Annotated in this window: 20 protein-coding genes; 14 read left to right on the top strand and 6 right to left on the bottom strand. The window is 60.8% G+C overall.

The window, feature by feature from the left end; genetic code table 11:
* Positions 1-105 precede the first annotated feature (105 nt).
* Complete coding sequence (locus PQT43_RS18130; protein ID WP_085581012.1) at positions 106-1,482, bottom strand: glutamine synthetase family protein; 1,377 nt, start codon at positions 1,480-1,482, stop codon at positions 106-108.
* Positions 1,483-1,760: 278 nt separating this feature from the next.
* On the opposite strand from PQT43_RS18130, the gene PQT43_RS18125 reads away from it, so the two are divergent.
* From PQT43_RS18125 to PQT43_RS18090, 8 genes are all read left to right on the top strand, one after another.
* On the top strand, positions 1,761-2,543 hold the full coding sequence (locus tag PQT43_RS18125; RefSeq protein WP_102881215.1) for a gamma-glutamyl-gamma-aminobutyrate hydrolase family protein: 783 nt from the start codon (positions 1,761-1,763) through the stop codon (positions 2,541-2,543).
* Positions 2,544-2,581: 38 nt separating this feature from the next.
* Positions 2,582-3,940, top strand: a complete 1,359-nt coding sequence (locus PQT43_RS18120; protein WP_102862147.1) for a glutamine synthetase family protein — start codon at positions 2,582-2,584, stop codon at positions 3,938-3,940.
* Between the two features lie 56 nt (positions 3,941-3,996).
* Positions 3,997-5,361 carry an aspartate aminotransferase family protein gene (locus PQT43_RS18115; RefSeq protein WP_272754388.1) on the top strand — a complete coding sequence of 455 codons (1,365 nt, stop codon included), beginning with the start codon at positions 3,997-3,999 and terminating at the stop codon, positions 5,359-5,361.
* A 185-nt stretch (positions 5,362-5,546) separates the two neighbouring features.
* Positions 5,547-6,644 (top strand): polyamine ABC transporter substrate-binding protein, encoded by a 1,098-nt coding sequence (locus PQT43_RS18110; RefSeq protein WP_102881213.1) that lies wholly within the window; start codon positions 5,547-5,549, stop codon positions 6,642-6,644.
* Between the two features lie 189 nt (positions 6,645-6,833).
* Positions 6,834-7,928 carry a polyamine ABC transporter substrate-binding protein gene (locus tag PQT43_RS18105; RefSeq protein ID WP_272754387.1) on the top strand — a complete coding sequence of 365 codons (1,095 nt, stop codon included), beginning with the start codon at positions 6,834-6,836 and terminating at the stop codon, positions 7,926-7,928.
* A gap of 71 nt (positions 7,929-7,999) precedes the next feature.
* On the top strand, positions 8,000-9,142 hold the full coding sequence (locus PQT43_RS18100; protein ID WP_041120308.1) for an ABC transporter ATP-binding protein: 1,143 nt from the start codon (positions 8,000-8,002) through the stop codon (positions 9,140-9,142).
* A 35-nt stretch (positions 9,143-9,177) separates the two neighbouring features.
* Positions 9,178-10,059 (top strand): ABC transporter permease subunit, encoded by an 882-nt coding sequence (locus PQT43_RS18095; RefSeq protein ID WP_170001853.1) that lies wholly within the window; start codon positions 9,178-9,180, stop codon positions 10,057-10,059.
* Positions 10,056-10,946, top strand: coding sequence for an ABC transporter permease subunit (locus PQT43_RS18090; protein ID WP_267269082.1), 891 nt, complete (start codon positions 10,056-10,058; stop codon positions 10,944-10,946). The genes PQT43_RS18095 and PQT43_RS18090 overlap by 4 nt, the downstream gene beginning before the upstream one ends.
* Before the next feature lie 103 nt (positions 10,947-11,049).
* Here the strand turns inward: PQT43_RS18090 and PQT43_RS18085 are convergent, their stop codons facing one another.
* A complete protein-coding gene (locus PQT43_RS18085; RefSeq protein ID WP_272754385.1) occupies positions 11,050-13,458 on the bottom strand; it encodes a penicillin acylase family protein in 2,409 nt (802 codons plus the stop codon).
* A 108-nt stretch (positions 13,459-13,566) separates the two neighbouring features.
* A complete protein-coding gene (locus PQT43_RS18080) occupies positions 13,567-14,145 on the bottom strand; it encodes a DUF6436 domain-containing protein (protein WP_102881210.1) in 579 nt (192 codons plus the stop codon).
* A 111-nt stretch (positions 14,146-14,256) separates the two neighbouring features.
* Between PQT43_RS18080 and PQT43_RS18075 the strand changes: the two genes are divergently transcribed.
* Positions 14,257-15,195: an alpha/beta hydrolase gene (locus PQT43_RS18075; RefSeq protein ID WP_123389977.1), complete on the top strand. Its 939-nt coding sequence runs from the start codon at positions 14,257-14,259 to the stop codon at positions 15,193-15,195.
* A gap of 147 nt (positions 15,196-15,342) precedes the next feature.
* On the opposite strand, the gene PQT43_RS18070 is transcribed toward PQT43_RS18075, so the two are convergent.
* Positions 15,343-16,095, bottom strand: a complete 753-nt coding sequence (locus tag PQT43_RS18070) for a DUF2059 domain-containing protein (protein ID WP_102862138.1) — start codon at positions 16,093-16,095, stop codon at positions 15,343-15,345.
* A 162-nt stretch (positions 16,096-16,257) separates the two neighbouring features.
* Between PQT43_RS18070 and PQT43_RS18065 the strand changes: the two genes are divergently transcribed.
* Both PQT43_RS18065 and PQT43_RS18060 read left to right on the top strand, forming a co-directional pair.
* Positions 16,258-16,890, top strand: a complete 633-nt coding sequence (locus PQT43_RS18065) for a 2OG-Fe(II) oxygenase (RefSeq protein ID WP_181433937.1) — start codon at positions 16,258-16,260, stop codon at positions 16,888-16,890.
* Between the two features lie 2 nt (positions 16,891-16,892).
* Positions 16,893-17,375: a DUF523 domain-containing protein gene (locus PQT43_RS18060; protein ID WP_272754441.1), complete on the top strand. Its 483-nt coding sequence runs from the start codon at positions 16,893-16,895 to the stop codon at positions 17,373-17,375.
* A 30-nt stretch (positions 17,376-17,405) separates the two neighbouring features.
* Here the strand turns inward: PQT43_RS18060 and PQT43_RS18055 are convergent, their stop codons facing one another.
* Complete coding sequence (locus tag PQT43_RS18055) at positions 17,406-18,191, bottom strand: transporter substrate-binding domain-containing protein (RefSeq protein ID WP_253084056.1); 786 nt, start codon at positions 18,189-18,191, stop codon at positions 17,406-17,408.
* 132 nt (positions 18,192-18,323) lie between these two features.
* Between PQT43_RS18055 and PQT43_RS18050 the strand changes: the two genes are divergently transcribed.
* A complete protein-coding gene (locus PQT43_RS18050; protein ID WP_102862135.1) occupies positions 18,324-18,761 on the top strand; it encodes a DUF4399 domain-containing protein in 438 nt (145 codons plus the stop codon).
* A 123-nt stretch (positions 18,762-18,884) separates the two neighbouring features.
* Here the strand turns inward: PQT43_RS18050 and serA are convergent, their stop codons facing one another.
* On the bottom strand, positions 18,885-20,114 hold the full coding sequence (gene serA / locus PQT43_RS18045; protein ID WP_011064084.1) for a phosphoglycerate dehydrogenase: 1,230 nt from the start codon (positions 20,112-20,114) through the stop codon (positions 18,885-18,887).
* 204 nt (positions 20,115-20,318) lie between these two features.
* On the opposite strand from serA, the gene PQT43_RS18040 reads away from it, so the two are divergent.
* Together PQT43_RS18040 and PQT43_RS18035 are read left to right on the top strand one after the other, a co-directional pair.
* Entirely contained in the window at positions 20,319-21,713 is a 1,395-nt protein-coding gene (locus PQT43_RS18040) for an FAD-binding oxidoreductase (RefSeq protein WP_272754382.1), read from the top strand.
* Positions 21,714-21,756: 43 nt separating this feature from the next.
* Positions 21,757-22,422 (top strand): fumarylacetoacetate hydrolase family protein, encoded by a 666-nt coding sequence (locus tag PQT43_RS18035; protein ID WP_102862133.1) that lies wholly within the window; start codon positions 21,757-21,759, stop codon positions 22,420-22,422.
* Positions 22,423-22,449 lie beyond the last annotated feature (27 nt).

The raw sequence follows: 22,449 nt of genomic DNA, 5'->3' as shown, positions 1-22,449 counted from the left end.
ACGCGAGAGCGTCAGAATTCCTGTATCCGCCGGCCATGGATCAGTGGCACAAAAAAACGCCGCGGGGCTGTCAGCTCCGCGGCGTTGTTTTTTTGCAACAACCGCTTAAACGGTGTGCAGGTACCAGTTGTACTCGAGGTCGGAGATGGAGTGTTCGAACTCTTCCAGCTCGCTCTCTTTGCAGGCCACGAAGATATCGATGTACTTCGGATCGATGTACTTGGCCATTACCTCACTGTCGTCCAGCTCGCGCAGGGCATCGCGCAAGTTGTTCGGCAGGCTCTGCTCGTTCTGCTCGTAGCTGTTGCCTTCGGTCGGCGCCGGTGGCTCGATCTTGTTGGTCAGGCCGTGGTGCACGCCCGCCAGGACCGAGGCCATCAACAAGTACGGGTTGGCGTCGGCGCCAGCGACCCGGTGTTCCAGGCGCACGGCATCGGCCGAACCGGTCGGCACCCGCAGGGCCACGGTACGGTTGTCCAGGCCCCAGCTCGGCGAGTTCGGCACATAGAACTGTGCGCCGAAACGACGGTAGGAGTTGACGTTCGGGCAGAGGAAGGCCATCTGCGCCGGCAGGGTCTCGAGCACACCGCCGATCGCGTGACGCAGTGCGGCGTTCTGCTCGGGATCCTCGCTGGCAAAGATGTTCTTGCCATCTTTATCCAGAACCGAAATGTGGACGTGCAGACCGTTGCCCGCCTGGCCTGGGTAAGGCTTGGCCATGAAGGTGGTATCCATCTCATGGTCGTAGGCGATGTTCTTGATCAGGCGCTTAAGCAGTACCGCGTAGTCGCATGCCTTGATCGGGTCGGCCACGTGGTGCAGGTTGACTTCGAATTGTGCCGGGGCACTTTCCTTGACGATGGCGTCGGCCGGGATGCCTTGTTCCTTGGCACCTTCCAGAATGTCCTGGAGGCAGTCGACGTACTCGTCGAGATCGTCGATCAGGTAGACCTGGGTGGAGTGCGGGCGTTTGCCGGAGATCGGCGAACGTGGCGGTTGTGGACGGCCGTTCACGTTCTCCTGGTCGATCAGGTAGAACTCCAGTTCGAAGGCGGCGCAGATGGTCAGTCCCAGTTCGTCGAACTTGGCTACGACCTGGCGCAGTACTTCTCGTGGATCGGCGAAGAACGGATCGCCTTCAAGCTCGTGCATGGTCATCAGCAGTTGCGCGGTAGGACGCTTCTGCCAGGGCTCGTTGCACAGGGTATCGGGGATTGGATAGCAGATTCGGTCAGCATCGCCGATGTCCAGGCCCAGGCCGGTGCTTTCCACCGTAGAGCCATTGATATCCAGGGCAAACAGGGAGGCCGGCAGGTTGATGCCTTTCTCGTAAACCTTGTGGAGGCTGGTGCGTTCGATGCGCTTGCCGCGCACCACACCATTCATATCCGCAATCAGAAGGTCAACGTACAGAACCTCAGGATGTTCCTTAAGGAACGCGTTCGCTTCGTTGAGCTGAACGGCACGCGGGGGTACCGACATGATGCAACACCTTTGTTGTTAAAAATATCAATCATTGATCTTTTCTGGTTTCAGTCAACCCGAACGGCATGCCGAAGTCAAGTAAGGCTCTTTACGCCCCAATAAAGGGCTGGCGAGGCTCTTTTGGGGCAAAACAGGGCGTTTTTTGGGACTCGACTGCCTCGGGTAGCGCAGACTTGAGCGGGCCGTGTTGTATTTTTTACGGGGGTGTTGTGTAAAAAAATGAACAAGGCTAAGCTCGAATCAAACCCATAACAGCAATAATACCGGGGTGTTTCATGTCTCGCCTGCCGTTAATCGGCATCACCGCCTGCTCCAGGCAGATCGGTCTGCATGCCTATCACATCAGTGGCGACGAGTATGTACAGGCAGTAGCCAGCGCAGCCCAGGGCGTGCCGGTGATTCTTCCGTCCATGGCGCAGTTGCTTTCCCCGTCCGATATTCTGGACGGTCTGGACGGCATCCTCTTTACCGGTTCTCCCTCCAATATCGAACCTTTCCATTACCAGGGGCCTGCCAGCGCACCGGACACTGCTCATGATTCTGCACGGGACGCGGCCACTCTGCCGCTGTTGAATGCCGCCGTCGAAGCCGGTGTTCCGGTGCTGGGCATCTGTCGCGGATTCCAGGAAATGAATGTAGCCCTGGGCGGCAGCCTTCATCAGAACGTGCATGACGTGCAGCCGTTCATGGACCACCGCCATGATGACGAGCCTGGTCAGCCCCTGGATGCCTGGTACGCGCCTGCCCATGATCTGCACGTCCAGGCGGGTGGGGTCCTGGCAAATCTGGGCCTGCCGCAGAAGATTCAAGTCAACTCGATTCATGCTCAAGGCGTTGAACGTCTGGCGCCGGGCCTGCGGGTCGAGGCGCTGGCGCCTGACGGTCTGGTGGAGGCCATCTCGGTCGAGGGAGGCAAGGCATTTGCTTTGGGGGTGCAATGGCACCCCGAATGGCAGGTAAGCTGCAATCCTCACTATCTGGCCATCTTCCAGGCTTTTGGTGATGCCTGCCGCAAACGGGCAAAACAACGCGACGCCGAAGCGTCACACAACGCCTGACTTAATAGAGAGTCAGGAAACTCAGCCTAGAGGCATTTATGAGTAACAACCTCGACCAGCTCACCGATTGGTTGAAAGACCACAAGATCACAGAAGTCGAATGCATGATCGGCGACTTGACCGGTATCACCCGGGGCAAGATCTCGCCGACCAACAAGTTCATTGCCGAAAAAGGCATGCGCCTGCCCGAGAGCGTGCTGTTGCAGACCGTGACCGGCGACTATGTCGAAGACGACATCTATTACGAGTTGCTGGACCCGGCGGACATCGACATGATTTGCCGCCCCGACCAGAACGCGGTGTACCTCGTGCCCTGGGCCATCGAACCTACTGCCCAGGTGATCCACGACACCTACGACAAGCAGGGCAACCCCATCGAGCTGTCGCCCCGCAACGTCTTGAAAAAGGTGCTCAAGCTCTACGCCGACCACGGCTGGCAGCCCATCGTGGCGCCGGAGATGGAGTTCTACCTGACCAAGCGCAGCGACGACCCGGACTACCCGCTGCAGCCGCCGATCGGCCGTTCCGGCCGCCCTGAAACCGGTCGTCAGTCGTTCTCCATCGAAGCGGCCAACGAATTCGATCCGCTGTTCGAAGATGTCTACGACTGGTGCGAACTGCAGGAGCTGGACCTGGACACCCTGATCCATGAGGACGGCACGGCGCAGATGGAGATCAACTTCCGTCACGGCGACGCCCTGTCCCTGGCCGACCAGATCCTGGTGTTCAAGCGCACCATGCGCGAGGCGGCCCTCAAGCACGACGTGGCGGCCACCTTCATGGCCAAGCCCATGACCGGCGAGCCTGGTAGCGCCATGCATTTGCACCAGAGCATCATCGACATCAACACCGGCAAGAACGTCTTCTCCAACGAAGACGGAACCATGAGCCAGCTGTTCCTCAACCACATTGGCGGGCTGCAGAAGTTCATCCCCGAGTTGCTGCCGCTGTTCGCTCCCAACGTCAACTCGTTCCGCCGCTTCCTGCCCGATACCTCGGCGCCGGTAAACGTCGAGTGGGGCGAAGAGAACCGCACTGTGGGCCTGCGGGTGCCGGATGCCGGACCGCAGAACCGTCGGGTGGAAAACCGCCTGCCGGGCGCCGACGCCAACCCTTACCTGGCCATTGCTGCCAGCCTGCTGTGCGGCTTCATCGGCATGGTCGAAGGCCACAACCCGAGCGCGCCAGTGGTCGGTCGTGGTTATGAACGACGCAACCTGCGCCTGCCGTTGACCATCGAGGACGCCTTGGAGCGTATGGAAAACAGCAAGACCATCGAGAAGTACCTGGGCCAGAAGTTCATCACCGGCTATGTCGCGGTGAAGCGGGCCGAGCATGAAAACTTCAAGCGCGTGATCAGTTCGTGGGAGCGGGAATTCCTGCTGTTCGCCGTCTGATTCGCCGGGCGCCGCTGCCCCCCAGCGGCGCCTTCACTGACACTTAGGAGAGATTGATGACTCATAAAAACCCGCAAACCCGCGAGTGGCAAACCCTCAGCAGTGATCACCACCTGGCGCCTTTCAGTGACTTCAAGCAATTGAAGGAGAAGGGGCCGCGGATCATCACCCATGCCAAGGGTGTTTACCTCTGGGACAGTGAAGGCAATCAGATTCTCGACGGCATGGCCGGCCTGTGGTGCGTAGCCATCGGCTATGGCCGTGACGAACTGGCGGAAGCCGCCAGCAAGCAAATGCGCGAACTGCCCTATTACAACCTGTTCTTCCAGACCGCCCACCCGCCGGTGCTGGAGCTGTCCAAGGCGATCGCCGATATCGCGCCAGAAGGCATGAACCACGTGTTCTTCACCGGTTCCGGCTCCGAAGGCAACGACACCATGCTGCGCATGGTCCGCCATTACTGGGCGATCAAGGGCCAGCCGAACAAGAAGACCATCATCAGCCGGGTCAATGGCTACCACGGCTCCACCGTGGCCGGTGCCAGCCTCGGCGGCATGACCTACATGCACGAACAGGGCGACCTGCCGATTCCGGGTATCGTTCATATCCCGCAACCGTACTGGTTCGGTGAAGGTGGCGACATGAGCCCCGAAGAGTTCGGTATCTGGGCGGCCAACCAGTTGGAAGAGAAGATCCTGGAACTGGGTGTGGATAACGTCGGTGCCTTTATTGCCGAGCCGATCCAGGGCGCTGGCGGCGTGATTGTGCCGCCGGACAGCTACTGGCCGTGGATCAAGGAAATCCTCGCCAAGTACGACATCCTCTTCGTCGCCGACGAAGTGATCTGTGGCTTCGGCCGCACCGGTGAGTGGTTCGGTAGCGATTTCTACGACCTCAAGCCCGACATGATGACCATCGCCAAGGGCCTGACCTCCGGCTATATCCCCATGGGCGGCCTGATTGTCCGTGACGAAGTGGTGGCGGTGCTCAACGAGGGCGGCGATTTCAACCACGGTTTCACCTACTCCGGCCATCCGGTGGCCGCAGCCGTGGCCCTGGAAAACATCCGCATCATGCGCGATGAAAAAATTATCCAGCGCGCCCATGAAAAAGCGGCACCCTATTTGCAGAAACGTCTGCGTGAGCTGAGTGATCACCCCTTGGTGGGTGAGGTTCGCGGGGTAGGCCTGCTGGGGGCGATCGAGCTGGTCAAGGACAAGGCCACCCGCGCGCGCTATGAAGGCCGCGGCGCGGGCATGATCTGCCGACAGTTCTGCTTCGATAACGGTCTGATCATGCGTGCCGTGGGCGACACCATGATCATTGCGCCACCGCTGGTGATCAGCGAGGCGGAGATCGACGAACTGGTGGCCAAGGCGCGCAAGTGCCTGGATCTGACCTTGAGTGTGCTGCAGAACTGAGTGCTAGGCTTTGAGCGTGGTGCTTGCGGGCACGGCGCTCGAAGCAAATATAAAGGATGGGTCTTTCCTTGAAAGCCGGCCTTGGATCTTGCCAGACTACCCGCCGTTTTGGTTGCCCCGAGACTGGCCGCTGAGCGAGTGGTTAAAAAAGAATAATTGGAGCATTACGCATGAAGGCATTAGGTATGAAGTTAGCTGGCAAGACCCTCCTCGCCATGTCCCTGATGGGCGTGATGGCGGCGGCAGCGCAGGCGGACGATAAAGTACTGCACGTTTACAACTGGTCCGATTACATCGCCCCGGACACCATCAAGAAATTTGAAGCCGAGTCGGGCATCAAAGTGGTCTATGACGTGTTCGACAGCAACGAAACCCTGGAAGCCAAGTTGCTCGCCGGCAAATCCGGTTACGACGTGGTCGTGCCTTCCAACAACTTCCTGGCCAAGCAGATCAAGGCCGGTGTCTATCAGGAACTGGACCAGTCCAAGTTGCCGAACTGGAAGAACCTCAACGAATCGCTGCTCAAGGCGGTATCGGTGAGCGACCCGGGCAACAAGCACGCCTTCCCTTACATGTGGGGCTCGATCGGCATCGGTTTCAACGCCGAGAAGGTCAAGGCGGTATTGGGTGCCGACGCACCGACCAACTCCTGGGACCTGCTGTTCAAGCCGGAAAACGCCGAGAAGTTGAAGGCTTGTGGCGTCAGTTTCCTCGATTCGCCAACCGAGATGATTCCGGTGGCGCTGCACTACCTGGGCTACCCGACCGACAGTCAGGACAAGAAGCAACTGGCTGAAGCCGAAGCCCTGTTCCTCAAGATCCGTCCTTCGATCGCCTATTTCCACTCGTCCAAGTACATCTCCGACCTGGCTAACGGCAATATCTGCGTCGCCGTGGGTTACTCGGGCGATATCTATCAGGCCAAGGCTCGTGCCGCCGAAGCCGGTGACAAGGTCAAGGTCAGCTACAACATTCCGAAAGAGGGTGCTGGCAGCTTCTACGACATGGTCGCCATCCCTAAAGACGCGGAAAACGTCGACGGCGCCTACAAGTTCATGACCTTCCTGCAAAAGCCTGAAGTCATGGCCGAAATCACCAACGCCGTGCGTTTCCCCAACGGTAACGCGGCTGCAACCCCGTTGGTCGATAAAGACATCACCAGCGACCCGGGCGTTTACCCGCCAGCTGACGTACAGGCCAAGCTGTACGCGATTGCCGACCTGCCGGCCGCGACCCAGCGCATCCTGACCCGCAGCTGGACCAAGATCAAATCCGGCAAATAAGCCAATTTGCAGCACCACCTGTTGCCGTCATCGTGGCGAGGGCGGCAACAGGTAACAATTAAATGACAGAAAGTTTTGCTGGATTGGTTTATCGAGGGTAAGTTGCGCGCCGGTTTTGTTGCTGGGCAGCTCGGAGGCTGTCAGGTAGCGCGGGGCAACTTGGGCCCAACTATTTAAGAGGACCTCCACTTGCCTATTTCTTTATTTCGCAAAGCCATGCTGGTCGCCGCCAGCCTGACGCTGGTGGTTGGCGCGCAGGCTGCACCGGCCGTGCATATTTATAACTGGTCCGACTACATCGGTCAGAACACCCTGGCCGAATTTGAAAAAGCCACGGGCATCAAGCCGGTGTATGACGTTTTCGACTCCAACGAAACCCTGGAAGGCAAGTTGCTGGCCGGTCGTACCGGTTATGACGTGGTGGTGCCGTCCAACCACTTCCTGGGCAAACAGATCAAGGCCGGGGCTTTCCAGAAACTCGACAAGAGCCTGCTGCCTAACTACTCCAATCTCGATACGGCGCTGCTCAAGCGTCTGGAGATGAACGACCCGGGCAACCAGTACGCGGTGCCGTACCTGTGGGGCACCAATGGCATTGGCTACAACGTCGACAAGGTCAAGGCCGTGCTGGGCGTGGACAAGATCGACTCCTGGGGCGCGCTGTTCGAGCCGGAGAACATCAAGAAGCTCAACAGCTGCGGCGTGGCCTTCCTCGATTCTGCCGATGAAATGATGCCCACGGTCCTCAATTACCTGGGTCTGGATGCCAACAGCACCAACCCCCAGGACTACAAGAAGGCCGAAGCCAAGTTGCTGGCGGTGCGTCCCTACGTGACCTACTTCCACTCGTCCAAGTACATCTCGGACCTGGCCAACGGCAATATCTGCGTGGCCATCGGCTTTTCCGGCGACGTGTTCCAGGCCAAGGCCCGGGCTGCCGACGCTGGCAAGGGCGTGAACATCGCCTACGCGATTCCGAAGGAAGGCGGTGCCCTGTGGTTCGACATGCTGGCGATCCCCAAGGACTCGACCAACGTCAAGGAGGCTCACGCCTTCATTAACTATTTGCTGCAACCTGAGGTGATTGCCCAGGTCAGTGACTACGTCGGTTACGCCAACCCCAACCCCGGGTCGGACAAGCTGATGGAGCAGTCCATTCGCACCGACGAAGCGGTTTATCCACCGCAAGCTGTACTCGACAAGACCTACGTGTCCATCGAGTTGCCACCCAATATCCAACGCTTGATGACCCGTAGCTGGACCAAGGTCAAGACGGGTAAGTAGTTCCACAGGCTCAAACTATCCAAGGTCCGCCCACGTGGGGCGGGCTGCAAATTTTGTTGGGAGTTTCGCAAATGGCAGTTGCCTCCGGCGCCTATAAGAAAGCCCTCGAGGGCGACCAGACACCTAAGCAGGTGCTGGTCAAAATCGACCGGGTCACGAAGAAGTTCGACGAGACGGTTGCCGTGGACGATGTGTCCCTGGAAATCAAGAAGGGCGAGATCTTCGCCCTGCTCGGCGGCTCGGGTTCGGGCAAGTCCACCTTGTTGCGGATGCTGGCCGGTTTCGAACGGCCAACGGAGGGGCGAATCTTCCTCGATGGTGTGGACATCACCGACATGCCGCCCTATGAGCGGCCGATCAACATGATGTTCCAGTCCTACGCGCTGTTCCCGCACATGACCGTGGCCCAGAACATCGCCTTCGGCCTCAAGCAGGACAAGATCCCTGCGGCCGAAATCGACGCCCGGGTGGCGGAGATGCTCAAGCTGGTACAGATGAGCCAGTATGCCAAGCGCAAGCCGCACCAGCTGTCCGGTGGCCAGCGCCAGCGCGTGGCTCTGGCCCGTTCCCTGGCCAAGCGTCCCAAGCTGTTGCTGCTGGACGAACCCATGGGCGCCCTGGACAAGAAGCTGCGCTCGCAGATGCAGCTGGAACTGGTTGAGATCATCGAGCGCGTAGGCGTGACCTGCGTGATGGTGACCCACGACCAGGAAGAGGCCATGACCATGGCCGAACGCATCGCCATCATGCACCTGGGCTGGATCGCCCAGATCGGCAGCCCGATCGATATCTACGAGACTCCGGTCAGCCGCCTGGTCTGCGAATTCATCGGCAACGTCAACATCTTCGAAGGTGAAGTGGTGGACGATGCCGAAGGTCACGCCCTGATCACCTGCAAGGACCTGGACCGCAGCATCTATGTCGGCCACGGCATCAGTACCTCGGTGCAGGACAAGTCGGTGACCTACGCGATCCGCCCGGAAAAGCTCCTGGTGACCGCCGAGATGCCGACCTGCGAGTACAACTGGTCCAGCGGCAAGGTGCACGACATTGCCTACCTGGGCGGCCACTCGGTGTTCTACGTCGAGTTGCCGAGCGGCAAGCTGGTGCAGTCCTTCGTGGCCAACGCCGAGCGTCGCGGCGCGCGGCCGACCTGGGGTGACCAGGTTTACGTCTGGTGGGAAGACGACAGCGGCGTGGTACTGCGCTCATGAACATGCGAAAGCTCAAGCGCCGACTCAATCGAATAATTCCCGGTGGCCGTCAGCTGGTCATCGGGGTTCCGTTCATCTGGCTGTTCCTGTTCTTCATGCTGCCGTTCTTCATCGTGCTGAAGATCAGCTTCGCCGAAGCGGACGTGGCCATTCCGCCGTATACCGAGATCTACAGCTACGTCGACCAGAAGCTGCAGGTGCTGCTCAACCTGGGCAACTACGCGATGCTGGGGGACGACGAGCTGTACATCGCCGCCTACCTCGGCTCGCTTAAGATGGCGTTCTTCAGCACCATCCTCTGCCTGCTGATCGGCTACCCGATGGCCTATGCCATCGCCAGTGCCCGTAAAGAGCTGCAGACGGTGCTGGTGCTGCTGATCATGATGCCGACCTGGACCGCGATCCTCATCCGCGTCTATGCCTGGATGGGCATCCTCAGCAACAACGGCCTGCTCAACGGCTTCTTGATGTCCATGGGCTGGATCAATGAGCCGCTGCAGATCCTCAACACCAACATCGCGGTGTACATCGGCGTGGTCTATTCCTACCTGCCGTTCATGATCCTGCCGCTGTACGCCAACCTGGTGAAGCACGACACCAGTCTGCTGGAGGCCGCGGCCGACCTGGGTTCGAGCACCTTCAACAGCTTCTGGAAGATCACCGTACCGCTGTCCAAGAACGGCATCATCGCCGGTTGCATGCTGGTGTTCATCCCGGTGGTGGGCGAGTTCGTGATTCCGGAACTCTTGGGCGGCCCGGAAACCCTGATGATTGGTAAGGTGCTCTGGCAAGAGTTCTTCAACAACCGTGACTGGCCGGTGGCATCTGCCCTGGCGGTGGTGATGCTGGCGATCCTGATTGTGCCGATCATCCTGTTCAACCGCAGTCAGGCCAAAGAAATGGAGGGCAAGGAATGAAGCGCTTCAGTTTCTCAAGCATGATGCTGGTGCTGGGCCTGTTGTTCATCTACCTGCCGATGCTGATCCTGGTGATCTATTCGTTCAACGCCTCGAAACTGGTGACGGTATGGGGCGGCTGGTCGATCAACTGGTACATCGGCCTGCTGGATAACACTCAGCTCATGGGCTCGGTCCTGCGCTCCCTGGAAATCGCCTGCTACACCGCCGTTGCCGCGGTGGCCCTGGGCACCCTGGCGGCGTTCGTCCTGACCCGGATTACTCACTTCAAGGGCCGCACCCTGTTCGGTGGCCTGGTGACGGCGCCGCTGGTGATGCCTGAAGTGATCACCGGTCTGTCGCTGTTGCTGCTGTTCGTGGCCATGGCCCAGGCGGTCGGCTGGCCTCAGGAGCGTGGCATCGTCACCATCTGGATTGCCCACACCACGTTCTGCGCGGCCTATGTGGCGGTGGTGGTGTCGGCTCGCCTGCGCGAGCTTGACCTGTCCATCGAAGAGGCGGCCATGGACCTGGGCGCGCGGCCGTGGAAGGTGTTCTTCCTGATCACCATCCCGATGATCGCGCCGTCCCTGGCAGCGGGGGGCATGATGTCCTTCGCCTTGTCCCTTGATGACCTGGTCCTGGCGAGCTTCGTCTCTGGCCCGGGCTCCACCACCTTGCCGATGGAAGTGTTCTCGGCGGTGCGCCTGGGGGTCAAACCGGAGATCAACGCTGTGGCCAGCCTGATCCTGCTGGCGGTGTCCTTGGTGACCTTCCTGGTCTGGTTCTTCAGCCGCCGCGCCGAAGAAGCTCGCAAGCGCGCGATCCAGCAAGCCATCGAAGAGAGTGCTGCCGACTCCTGGAAGCAGCCGGACGTACGTCGGGCCCAGGCGCCGGAAGCGCTCTGACCTCAGGTTCGCAACACCTCAGGTTCGCAATAAAAAACCTCGCCCCCTAACCGGGAGCGAGGTTTTTTATTGCCCCATGCTGCCTGTTTCGCCGTAGGAGCGCTCAGGGGCGGCGCGCCGGCAGCAGCTTCAGGGTGCTGCGGGTGTTGGCGGTGACTTCCTCTTCGCTGAAGTGCGCCTGTTGGTAGACCCCTTCGATGTAGGCCTCGGCCTGGTCGTCGTAGTGCTTGTCGAACAGCACGCCGCTCTGGCCCACCGGGTTGATGGTCAGGCTGTGGGCCGGGTCGGCGAAGTCGATGATGCGCCGGGTCGAGGGGCCATACACCACGGACCAGGGCGCCGGACCGATCTTGGCGGTGAGGTTGTTCGGCACTTCATGGCTGCCCGGGGCGTCCAGGGGGCCGACGTTGAATACCCGGTCCAGAGGCTTCTGCATCCCCAGCGGGTGGCCGTGGGTCAGGGTATGGGCGCTGCCCCAGCGCCATTGTGCGGGGTTGGCGCCCAGGGTGCGCTTGAGGTGGTCGATACTGGCGCGCCAGGCCACCTTGACCGTGTCGGCGCGGCTTTCACGCTGGGGCGTGGTGCGGTTGTCCCACCAGGGGGAATCGGGATCGGCCGCCAGCCGGGGCAGGGCAGCATCCACCACTCGGGCCTGGATCAGGGCATCGAAATAGGCGTCACCGAGTTTTTCATGGAAGGTGGCGTTGGCCAGCTCGAACAGGAATTGGTTGAACAGGGTGGCGCTGGTGGAGTCCAGCGGGTAGTCGCCCTGCCACCTGGCCAGTTGCTCCACCAGCTTCAGTTCCTCGGGCGCGCCGACCACTTCCCGCAGCACGGGCAACAGCGGTGCCAGCAGGCGCGGCCCGTAGGCGGTTGTCGTGCCCAGCTGCAGCTTCTGGGTGTTTTCCAGGTCCCATTTCACGCTTTTGTCACTGAGCTGACGGTCCAGTTGCTGGCCCCGGTCGGCGAGGTTGTAGTAGCCGGGGATCTCCATGCCGGTCGGGGAGACGGGCTGGAAGTTGGCGGAGACGATATAGCCCCTGGCCGGGTTCTCTTCCTGGGGGTTGGCGCTAAAGGGGTAGAAGCCCTCCTTGTCAGCCATGGCGGTGCTGCCGTCGAGCAGGAACGCCGGTTTCGCCCCGGTCGGGCGCTTGGGCAGCAGCGCCGCCGCCCACCAGCCGATATCGCCCTTGGCGTTGGCCCAGACAATGTTCAGGCCGGGGGCGTGGACCTTGGCGGAGGCCGCTCGGACCTTGGCCAGGGTATCGGCGCGGTTGAGCTGGTAGAAACCATCGAGGATCGGGTTGGGGGTTTCCAAAAAGCCCCACCACATGGCCACCGGGGCCTTGCCCACGGTGGTGCCGAGCATGTCGTTGATGATCGGGCCGTGGGGCGACTGGCGCAGGGTCAGGGTCACCGGCGCCTGGCCCTTGACTGCAATCTGCTGCTCGCTGCTGATCAGATCGACCCATTTGTCATGGAACCAGACCTGATTGGGGTTCTCCGGGTTGACCTTCTCGACGATCAGGTCGAGATCGTCGTTCTGGAACATGGTCAGGCTCCAGCCGAAGTCCAGGTTGTGGCCTAGGAAGGCGAAGGGCACCAGGGCCTGATGATGGCCGTAGAGTTCGAAGCCCGGCGCCGAAAGCTGTGCCTCGTACCACACCGACGGCAGGGAGTAGCGGATGTGCGGATCGCCGGCCAGCAGCGGGCGTCCGCTCTTGGTCCGAGCGCCAGCCACAGCCCAGGCGTTGCTGCCTTCGAATTGCGGCAGTCCGGCCTCGCTCAGGGCTTGCTGGCTCAGGAGGGCGATCTGCCCCAGGTCCTGCCAGTCGACAGCGGCCAGGGGCAGGGACGGTTGCGGCTTGCCTTTGGCCAGCACGCCCTTGGGCTGCCAGTCGAGGTCGAAGACCTTCAGGTAATCGTTGCCCAACTGGTCGCGGATGTAGGTCAAGAGCGGTTCGGTGCGAAAGGCCATGGCGAAGCTGTAGGCCATGAAACCGGCGACGCTGACGGTGTCTTCTGCGGTGAATGGCCGCTTGTGGATGCCCAGAACATCGAACTCCATGGGGCTGGCGTGGCTGTCCTGATACTGGTTGATGCCATCCAGATAGGCTTCCAGGGCCTTCCAGGCGGGAGACTGACGGTCGAGCCCGGCCACATAGCTGTCAGCGCGCTCGCGGATGCGCAGGCTGCGGAACAGTTTGTCGGTATCCAGTAGCTTGGGCCCCAGGACCTCTGCCAGTTCGCCCCGGGACAGGCGCCGCAAGACTTCCATCTGGAACAGTCGGTCCTGGGCGTGGACGTAACCCAGGGCGCGATACAGGTCGGTTTCGTTCTCCGCGCGGATATGGGGCACGCCACGCTCGTCGTAACGCACAGTGACCGAGCCTTGCAGGCCACGGACTTCCACCTGGCCCTGACGCGTCGGCTGCTTGCTGTAGAGATAACCGACGACACCCGCCAGCACGGCGAGGATCAGGACAGCGACGACGGTCAGGCTGCGTTTCATGCGGGCTCCTTGCTGTTGTTTTCAGTGCCGCCCTGGAAGAGCAGCAGAGATTTAGCACAAGTCATGGGCCTCGCGCAGGAGGCAGTCCTTGAATAGTCGCGAATGCCTTTAATTGGCAGTGACTGGCCAGGGACAGTAGCAGCCTACCGCCAGGGTGTGGGTGGCATTGATCTGGCGATGGTTCTCCAGCGCCTGGAGGATAGGCTCGATGAAGCTGTTGCTGGAGTTGCAGGTCAGGCCTTCGCTGTAGGGCCCGAAGTAGGCCAGCTTGCCGTTGCGGTCCCAGATCGCCACCGCCGGACTGGCGGGAATCTGTTCGGCACCGGGCAGGCTGTCGAGGGGCTTCAGGTGGCCCAGGGTGGCGGGCAGTTGGCCTTGGCTGCCGGGCTTCTGCACGGAATAGAACTCCACGCCCCGCGGACCATAGGTTTCGATCAGTTCAGCCAGGTGCTGCTGGTTGCCGACGTTGCAGGGGCAGGCCGGGTCCCAGAAGTGCACCAGGCGGATGGCCCCGGGGCCGGCCAGCTCGGCGGGCAGTTGCAGCGGGTCGCCGGAGAACACCGCGGTGTGTTCACTGAAGGCCCGCAGATAGCGTCCCTGGAACCAGTCGTAGGCGCACCACAGCACCACGGCGCAGATCAGGACGAGCAGGCTGGCAAGCAGGGAGGTGCGGTAAGGCTGGCGCATTAAGATCGGTCCTCGAAGGTCGCGTAGCTTGCCATGCTTGCCGCGACAGATGAATATCGCAGGCCTAGAAAGCCTGTTTTATCCCCGGTGCCCCCCGCTTTGGAAAATCCCATGTCCGTGACCTTCGACCCCGACCACCTGCGTGCCAGTCTGCAACCTCTGGTGGCTGGGCAGCCCTTGTCGGTGGAGGCCCAGGCCTATCAGCGCTTCTATGGGCTGGACTTCGCCGGACGGGCGCTCGTGCCACGCAGTCGCCTGGGGCGCTTTCAAGTGGAGGGCTACGAGGTGGTCACGCAGGTGTGGTGGCCGGAGCAGCCACAGGCAACGCTGTTTCTGTTCCACGGTTTCTACGATCACATGGGCTTGTACCGGCATGTGATCGAGTGGGCTCTGCAGCGCCGCTTCGTGGTGATTTCCTGTGACCTGCCGGGGCATGGCCTGTCCAGTGGCGAGCGCGCCAGCATCGATGATTTCGCGGTGTATCAACAGGTACTGCAAGGACTGTTCGCCGAGGCGCGGTCTCTGGAGTTGCCCCAGCCCTGGCACTTGTTCGGGCAAAGCACCGGTGGCGCGATCATCATGGATCACTTGCTCAATCAGGGCGCCGAGAGCCCGGCCCAGGGGCAAGTGGTGCTGCTGTCGCCCTTGGTGCGACCTCGAGCCTGGGGCTGGTCGATGCTCAGCTATTACCTGTTGCGGCCATTTGTCAGCGGGATTGCCCGGCGCTTCAGCGAGAACTCCAACGATCCGGATTTTCTTGCCTTCCTCCAGTCCGATCCGTTGCAGCCACAACGTTTGCCCACTGCCTGGGTTGGCGCGTTGGCGCGTTGGATCAAGCGGCTGGAAGCCGCCCCGCGCAGTTCAAGGCAGCCGCTGATCGTGCAGGGGCAGGCGGACATGACGGTGGACTGGGAGCACAACCTGCAAGTGATTCGCGGTAAGTTCACGGCCCCCGAGGTCTTGATGCTGCCGGAGGCGCGGCATCACCTGGCCAATGAAATTCCCTTGTACCGCGATCAGTACTTCGCCTTTCTGACCCAGCACGTCTGAGCCGCGGGAGATGGGTGTAGCCGCTGCCGTAGGCTGCGAACGGCCCGAAGAGTCGCTGGAGGTTCGGCGCTGGATTGCCAGGCAAGGTCCTGCGCAGCTTTGCGCAGCCTCGCGGGCTCGGCAGCGGCTACAGGTGAGTTGGCTGGATCAGGGGGCGAGGCTGGAGGTACTCTGGCCGACCGCCAGGCCGGCGCGAATCGCTGCCAGGGCTGCCTGGTAATAGGCCTTGCCCTCAGTGGATTCGGCGAAGGTTGCGAATTCTTCCAGCTCGGTGTCGGACAGGTCCCGGTAAACGTACAGCAGGGTGTTGTTCAGGTCGTTGCCGATCTGCTGCATCAATCGCTGGCGCTGACCGTTGAGCATGCCCTGGGCCTGCCCCCCTCCCAGCAGGCCGGGAATCATCTGGCTCAGGCTGTCTGCGGCGACTCCGGCGATCGCCAGGCTGACTTCCGCGCCGGCCTCCTTGGCCGGTAGTGCCTGGGCCAGGTGGCCGATGATCAATTGGCGGTTATCGCTGACCTGCATCTTCGGCAGGCCCTGAGCATTCTTGGCCAACTGGTCGCGACGGGTGGCCAGCAGTTCGGCGGCGACGATCTTGCGGCCCAGGGGCGACTGGAAGAAAGCCAGGGCGGGGGCGGGATTGGCGAGATGCCGGCGCAGTTGCTCTTCGGCGCGACGGTCCACGGCCTGGGGCGCAAAGCGCTGGTTACTGTTGTCCACCAGGGCCTGGTAGACCGCCGGCGGCAAGCTGTTCTGGTAGCGCTGCTGGGCGGCGCTGAGGGCATCGTTGAAATGCGCGCGCTGTTCCGGCCAACCGGCGACCTTGTACAACTGGTCGTGGCTGTCTGCCCAGGCAGGCAAGGCGCAGAACATCAACAGTGAGAAAAGCAAACGGCGCATAAGGACTCCTGTCAGCAGGCGACTATTCTCCGGGGCAAGGCGATGGTTGTCGAGAATTCGTATCAGGATCGCCCGCTAAAGTAATGAATGGAAAATGCATTGGAAAAAAATGCGTGATCCTCCGCTCTGTGGCTCTGTCAGATTTATCTGATGCTGGATACTATGCGCGCCATGCAAATACCCTCTGATCATCCGCTGTTGTTGCGTATCGTCGACGACCTGGCCGCCTGTGGCTGGTCGCAGCAGAATGTTTTCCTGCCCGAGGGTCTGACCCTCGAACTGGCGGCTGAGTGCCGTAAACGTGCAATAGAAGGTGAACTGGCGCCTGCGGCGGTAGGGCGAGGCCCGGCTCAGGAGATACGCGAGGGTATTCGCGGCGACCATATCCAGTGGCTCGAGCCCGGCCAGGCCGAGGCCGTCGATACCTATCTGGGGTTGATGGACAGCCTGCGCGAGGCCCTCAATCGAGGCCTGTTTCTCGGGCTTGAGGATTTCGAGTGTCACTTCGCGATGTACCCGCCGGGCGCCTTCTACAAGCGTCACGTGGATCGCTTTCGCGATGACGACCGGCGCATGGTGTCGGCCGTGATCTACCTCAACTCGCAATGGTTGCCCGAACACGGCGGGCAACTGCGCATGTACCTGAACGATCAGGAACCATACGATGTAGCCCCCGTCGGGGGGCGGCTAGTGGTGTTTCTCTCTGGCGAGGTGCCCCATGAAGTCCTCCCAGCGACCCGGGAACGCCTGTCCTTGACTGGCTGGTTCCGGCGTCGTGGTAACGAGCCGTTCTGATGATGCACAAGATTCTGGTCAGTCGCTGTCTGTTGGGCCACCGCGTACGCTACGACGGCGGTGCCAGCGGCCCCTTCGATCAATTGTCCAGCTGGTTGCAAGAGGGCCGGGTGGTTGCCTTGTGCCCGGAGGTGGCCGGCGGCTTGCCGACGCCACGGGCGGCCGCGGAGATTTCGGGCGGGCAGGGCGTCGAGGTGTTGGATGGCAAGGCTTCAGTGCTGACCTCTGAGGGGGAGGATGTCAGCGCCGAGTTTCTCTCCGGTGCCCGGCAAGCCCTGGAACTGGTGCGCAAGCACGGAATCCGTATCGCCGTACTCAAGGCCAACAGTCCGTCCTGCGGCAATGTGCTCACCTATGACGGCACCTTCAGCGGCATCAAGGTTCAGGGCGAGGGCGTGACTGCGGCGCTATTGCAGCGCCATGGCGTGCAAGTCTTCAGTGAGTTGCAGCTGCCCGAGGCCGCTGCTGCCCTGGCCGCCCTGTAGCCGCAGCGTGCGGCGGCTATCGGGCAAGGATTACTGCCCGGCTTCAGCCTTGGGCGGTTTGCTCGCATCCATGCCGAACCACTTCTCCGACAGGGCCATCAGTCGCCCATCGGCCTTGATCCGCTGCAGGGCGCTGTCCAGGCTCGCCTGGAACGCCGGGTTTCCTTTCTGGAAGGGAATCGCCAGGCTCAGGGTCGGGCCCACCTTGGCGCCTTCCTTTACGGGCAGGCGACTGTCGCGAATGGCATAGGGAATCAGCAGGCGGTCGCTGATGGCCGCGTCGATCTGTTTGTCCGCCACATCCTTGATCGGTTGCTGGGCATCGGCATAGCTGCGCAGGTTGATGCCTTCCACGGTCCGTGCCTGATCAACGAACTGGCTGCCCTGAGCCACGCCCAGCGCCTGGCCACGCAGGGCCTGGAGGGAAAACAGCGGGCGTTGTTCTTCCTTGCGCACGATCAACTGGGCGCTGGAATAGCTATAGGGCTCGCTGAAATCGAAACGATCTTTGAGTTCCGGGGTCACTGCTATGTGGTTGATGGCCACGTCGAACTTGCCGCTCTCCACACCTGGCAGCAACTCGGCCGCCGCGGTCACCACGAAGTCCGCGCGCACGTCCAGCTCACTGGCCAGCAACTGCCCCAACTCCACCTCGAAGCCGGTGAGTTTGCCGTCGTCCTTGAAGTTGAAGGGTGGTGTATTGGCTTCCAGGGCGATGCGCAGTTCCCCGCGGTCATTGATGTCGTCCATCAGTTCGGCTTGAGCGCCAGTGCTCACAAGGGGTAGCAAAAGTATCAGGCCAGGCAGGAAACGCATGGTCACTCCTTGAATTTATATGAGCGATGCGCCGTTCAGGCTCGCTTTGCTAAGGTGTTGAGTGCCTTCGACAACGAATCGCCACGAAGTTGTCATAACCGTAAAAGATTTGCGGAAAAACTGGAGAAGATAATGAAAAATTTTATGTCCCGTGCGGCCTTGGCCAGTCTGTTGCTTGGAGCCTCGATGCTGGCGGGCGCGGCGGATATTCCTCGTACTCAGGCACCAGCGGGCGCCAAGGTGTTCATCGTTTCACCTGCTGATGGAGCCACCGTGGACAAGACCTTCAAGGTCAAGTTCGGCGTTGAAGGCATTGCCCTGGCACCGGCGGGCGATCAGACCGCCAATACCGGCCACCATCACCTGCTGATCGATGTCGATCAACTGCCGGCCGAGAACCTGCCGATCCCGATGGACGCCAACCACCTGCATTTCGGCAAGGCCCAGACCGAGACCGAAGTGACCTTGACCCCGGGCAAGCACACCCTGCAGCTGGAGCTGGGCGACAAGAACCACGTGCCGTTCAGCCCGGTCATTGTCTCCAAGAAAATCACAGTAATAGTGAAATAATCGTAAACGCTGCGCAAAAAAAGGGAGCCTTGATGGGCTCCCTTTTTTGCGCAGCTAGCTGCAAGGTTTCAGCTACAAGCTGCAAGCCAGTTATGGCTTGCAGCTTGAAACTTGCCGCTGCTCTTAGAACAGCACACGGCAACGGATGGTGCCGTTGATGTGCTGCAGCTTCTCTTGCGCCAGGTCCGAGTACTCGGCGTCGACGTCGATTACCACGTAGCCGACCTTTTCGTTGGTCTGCAGGAACTGACCGGAGATGTTGATGCCGTTTTCGGCGAAGACCTTGTTGATCTCGCTCATCACACCCGGGATGTTCTCGTGGATGTGCAGCAGGCGGTGCTTGCCAGGGTGGGCCGGCAGAGCCACTTCCGGGAAGTTGACCGAGGAGACCGAAGTACCGTTGTCGCTGTACTTGACCAGCTTCTCTGCCACTTCCAGGCCGATGTTGGCTTGGGCTTCAGCGGTGGAACCGCCGATGTGCGGAGTCAGGATCACGTTGTCCAGGCCGCGCAGCGGGCTTTCGAACTCTTCGTCGTTGGAGCGCGGTTCAACCGGGAACACGTCGATGGCCGCGCCGATCAGGTGCTTGTCCTTGATCGCGTCCGCCAGGGCGTCCAGCTCAACCACGGTGCCGCGAGCGGCGTTGATCAGGATGCCGCCTTTCTTGATGGCACGGATTTCCTTTTCGCCGATCATCCACTGAGTGGCCGCGGTTTCCGGCACGTGCAGGGTGACGATGTCGGACATGCCCAGCAGCTCGTGCAGGTTGCCCACCTGGGTGGCGTTGCCCAGTGGCAGCTTGGTCACGGTGTCATAGAAGAACACCTGCATCCCTAAGCCTTCGGCCAGGACCGACAGCTGAGTACCAATGGAGCCATAACCGACGATACCCAGCTTCTTGCCGCGGATTTCGAAGGAGTTGGCCGCGCTCTTGATCCAGCCGCCACGGTGGCAGGAAGCGTTTTTCTCAGGGATGCCGCGCAGCAGCAGGATGGCCTCGGCCAGTACCAGTTCGGCGACCGAACGGGTGTTGGAGTAAGGCGCGTTGAACACCGCGATGCCGCGCTCGCGAGCGGCGGACAGGTCAACCTGGTTGGTGCCGATGCAGAAGCAACCCACTGCGACCAGTTTCTTCGCGTGGTCGAAGATCTCTTCGGTCAGTTGAGTGCGGGAGCGAATACCGATGAAGTGTGCATCGGCGATCTTTTCCTTGAGCTGGGCTTCCGGCAGAGAACCGGTGAGGTACTCGATGCTGGTGTAGCCGGCGGCCTTGAGGACGTCGACAGCGGATTGGTGGACGCCTTCGAGGAGAAGGAACTTGATCTTGCTCTTATCGAGAGAAGTCTTGCTCATCTGCGTAAACCTGTGTCCCGGAGAAAAATGGCAGGGAAATGGACAGCTTGAGCTGACCTGGACGGCATGCAACCGCCACCGCAGAAAGGCCCTTGGGCACTCTCTAGCGGGGGCGGTATGCTAGCATACGCGCCCCGCTAAACACTCATTCCTGCGACGTGAAGCGTTCTCAGGATGACCATGAATTGTTCGAGAGTTCTGTCGATGACCAATCCTGCCCTGATTGATGAGCTGAAGACCCTGGTTGAGCCTGGCAAGGTGCTGACCGACGCTGACTCCCTGAATGCTTACGGCAAGGATTGGACCAAGCACTTCGCCCCGGCCCCCACGGCCATCGTGTTCCCCAAGACCACCGAGCAGGTCCAGGCCATCGTGCGCTGGGCCAATCAGCATAAGGTCGCGCTGGTGCCTTCCGGCGGGCGGACCGGGCTCTCGGCCGCTGCCGTGGCAGCCAACGGCGAAGTGGTGGTGTCCTTCGACTATATGAACCAGATACTCGACCTGAACCTGACTGACCGCACCGCGGTGTGCCAGCCGGGGGTGGTCACCGAACAACTGCAGAACCTGGCGGAAGAAAATGGCCTCTACTACCCGGTGGACTTCGCTTCTGCCGGCTCCAGTCAGATTGGCGGCAATATCGGCACCAATGCCGGTGGTATCAAGGTGATTCGCTACGGCATGACCCGCAACTGGGTGGCCGGCATGAAAGTGGTCACCGGCAAGGGCGACGTGCTGGAGTTGAACAAGGACCTGATCAAGAACGCCACCGGCTATGACCTGCGCCAGTTGTTCATCGGCGCCGAAGGCACCCTGGGCTTCGTGGTCGAGGCCACCATGCGTCTGGATCGGGCGCCAAAGAACCTCACCGCCATGGTGCTCGGCACCGCCGATTTCGACTCGATCATGCCGGTGCTGCACGCTTTCCAGAGCAAGCTCGACCTGACCGCCTTCGAATTCTTCTCCGACAAGGCCCTGGCCAAGGTCCTGGCCCGTGGTGACGTGCCGGCTCCCTTCGAGTCCGACTGCCCGTTCTACGCCTTGCTGGAGTTTGAAGCGACCACTGAAGAAGTGGCCAACCACGCCCTGGAAACCTTCGAGCATTGTGTCGAACAGGGTTGGGTGTTGGACGGGGTGATGAGCCAGAGTGAAATCCAGTTGCAGAACCTGTGGAAGTTGCGGGAATACATCTCCGAGACCATTTCCCACTGGACCCCTTACAAGAACGATATTTCGGTCACTGTTTCGAAAGTGCCGGCTTTCCTCAAGGAAATCGACGCCATCGTCGGCAAACACTATCCGGACTTCGAAATCGTCTGGTTCGGTCACATTGGCGACGGCAACCTGCACCTGAACATCCTCAAGCCGGACAACCTGAGCAAGGACGAGTTCTTCGCCAAGTGCGCCACGGTCAACAAGTGGGTATTCGAAACCGTCGAGAAGTACAACGGTTCGATTTCCGCCGAGCATGGCGTGGGCATGACCAAGCGTGATTACCTGACCTACAGCCGCTCGCCGGTTGAGATCGAGTACATGAAGGCAGTCAAGGCAGTGTTCGATCCGAACGGCATCATGAACCCGGGCAAGATCTTCGCTGTTTGAGTGCAAGCAGCGCCCTGATGAAGCACACGAGCAGGAGTCGGTAATGAGCTATCAGCACCAGTATGTCGACGGTACCCGGATTCATTTCCCTCTGGGCAAGGTGGTTTGCATCGGTCGTAACTACGCCGAGCACGCCAAGGAGCTGGACAACCCGGTTCCCACCGAGCCCCTGCTGTTTATCAAGCCCGGCAGTTGCGTGGTGCCGCTGGAAGGTGGTTTTGCCATTCCCACCGAGCGCGGCTCGGTGCACTACGAGGCGGAAATCGCCGTGCTGATCGGCAAGCCATTGTCCACCAAGCCCAGCCGCGAAGAAGTGCTGGACGCCATCTCCGGTTTCGCCCCGGCCCTGGACTTGACCCTGCGCGACAAGCAGGCCGAGCTCAAGGCCAAGGGCCTGCCTTGGGAAATCGCCAAGTCTTTCGATGGCGCGGCGGTTATCGCGCCATTCGTAGTGGGCAGCAGTTTTGCCGACCTGACGGATATCGGCATCCGCCTGACCATCAACGGTGAGGTGCGCCAGGACGGCAACAGCAGTGACATGCTCAATCCCATAGTGCCGATGATCCAGTACATGGCCGGCTGCTTTTCCCTGCAGGCCGGCGATGTGATTCTCACCGGCACCCCGGTTGGCGTCGGGCCGCTGAATGTCGGTGATGAACTGGTACTGGAGCTGCCGGGCGTCAGTCGCTTCACCAGCAGCGTCCGTTGATCGGGAACTTTCTACGAGGCCCCGGGA

Origin of the sequence: Pseudomonas sp. BLCC-B112, from assembly GCF_028550695.1 — a bacterium.
Lineage (GTDB): Bacteria > Pseudomonadota > Gammaproteobacteria > Pseudomonadales > Pseudomonadaceae > Aquipseudomonas > Aquipseudomonas danubii.
This window is presented reverse-complemented; position numbering and strand designations above follow the sequence as displayed.

Bases quoted from the DNA above. Each gene is read 5' to 3' on its own strand.
- PQT43_RS18130 (WP_085581012.1), bottom strand. From the start codon at position 1,482: ATGTCGGTACCCCCGCGTGCCGTTCAGCTCAACGAAGCGAACGCGTTC.
- PQT43_RS18125 (WP_102881215.1), top strand. From the start codon at position 1,761: ATGTCTCGCCTGCCGTTAATCGGCATCACCGCCTGCTCCAGGCAGATC.
- PQT43_RS18120 (WP_102862147.1), top strand. From the start codon at position 2,582: ATGAGTAACAACCTCGACCAGCTCACCGATTGGTTGAAAGACCACAAG.
- PQT43_RS18115 (WP_272754388.1), top strand. From the start codon at position 3,997: ATGACTCATAAAAACCCGCAAACCCGCGAGTGGCAAACCCTCAGCAGT.
- PQT43_RS18110 (WP_102881213.1), top strand. From the start codon at position 5,547: ATGAAGTTAGCTGGCAAGACCCTCCTCGCCATGTCCCTGATGGGCGTG.
- PQT43_RS18100 (WP_041120308.1), top strand. From the start codon at position 8,000: ATGGCAGTTGCCTCCGGCGCCTATAAGAAAGCCCTCGAGGGCGACCAG.
- PQT43_RS18090 (WP_267269082.1), top strand. From the start codon at position 10,056: ATGAAGCGCTTCAGTTTCTCAAGCATGATGCTGGTGCTGGGCCTGTTG.
- PQT43_RS18085 (WP_272754385.1), bottom strand. From the start codon at position 13,458: ATGAAACGCAGCCTGACCGTCGTCGCTGTCCTGATCCTCGCCGTGCTG.
- PQT43_RS18080 (WP_102881210.1), bottom strand. From the start codon at position 14,145: ATGCGCCAGCCTTACCGCACCTCCCTGCTTGCCAGCCTGCTCGTCCTG.
- PQT43_RS18075 (WP_123389977.1), top strand. From the start codon at position 14,257: ATGTCCGTGACCTTCGACCCCGACCACCTGCGTGCCAGTCTGCAACCT.
- PQT43_RS18070 (WP_102862138.1), bottom strand. From the start codon at position 16,095: ATGCGCCGTTTGCTTTTCTCACTGTTGATGTTCTGCGCCTTGCCTGCC.
- PQT43_RS18065 (WP_181433937.1), top strand. From the start codon at position 16,258: ATGCGCGCCATGCAAATACCCTCTGATCATCCGCTGTTGTTGCGTATC.
- PQT43_RS18060 (WP_272754441.1), top strand. From the start codon at position 16,893: ATGCACAAGATTCTGGTCAGTCGCTGTCTGTTGGGCCACCGCGTACGC.
- PQT43_RS18055 (WP_253084056.1), bottom strand. From the start codon at position 18,191: ATGCGTTTCCTGCCTGGCCTGATACTTTTGCTACCCCTTGTGAGCACT.
- PQT43_RS18050 (WP_102862135.1), top strand. From the start codon at position 18,324: ATGAAAAATTTTATGTCCCGTGCGGCCTTGGCCAGTCTGTTGCTTGGA.
- serA (WP_011064084.1), bottom strand. From the start codon at position 20,114: ATGAGCAAGACTTCTCTCGATAAGAGCAAGATCAAGTTCCTTCTCCTC.
- PQT43_RS18040 (WP_272754382.1), top strand. From the start codon at position 20,319: ATGACCAATCCTGCCCTGATTGATGAGCTGAAGACCCTGGTTGAGCCT.
- PQT43_RS18035 (WP_102862133.1), top strand. From the start codon at position 21,757: ATGAGCTATCAGCACCAGTATGTCGACGGTACCCGGATTCATTTCCCT.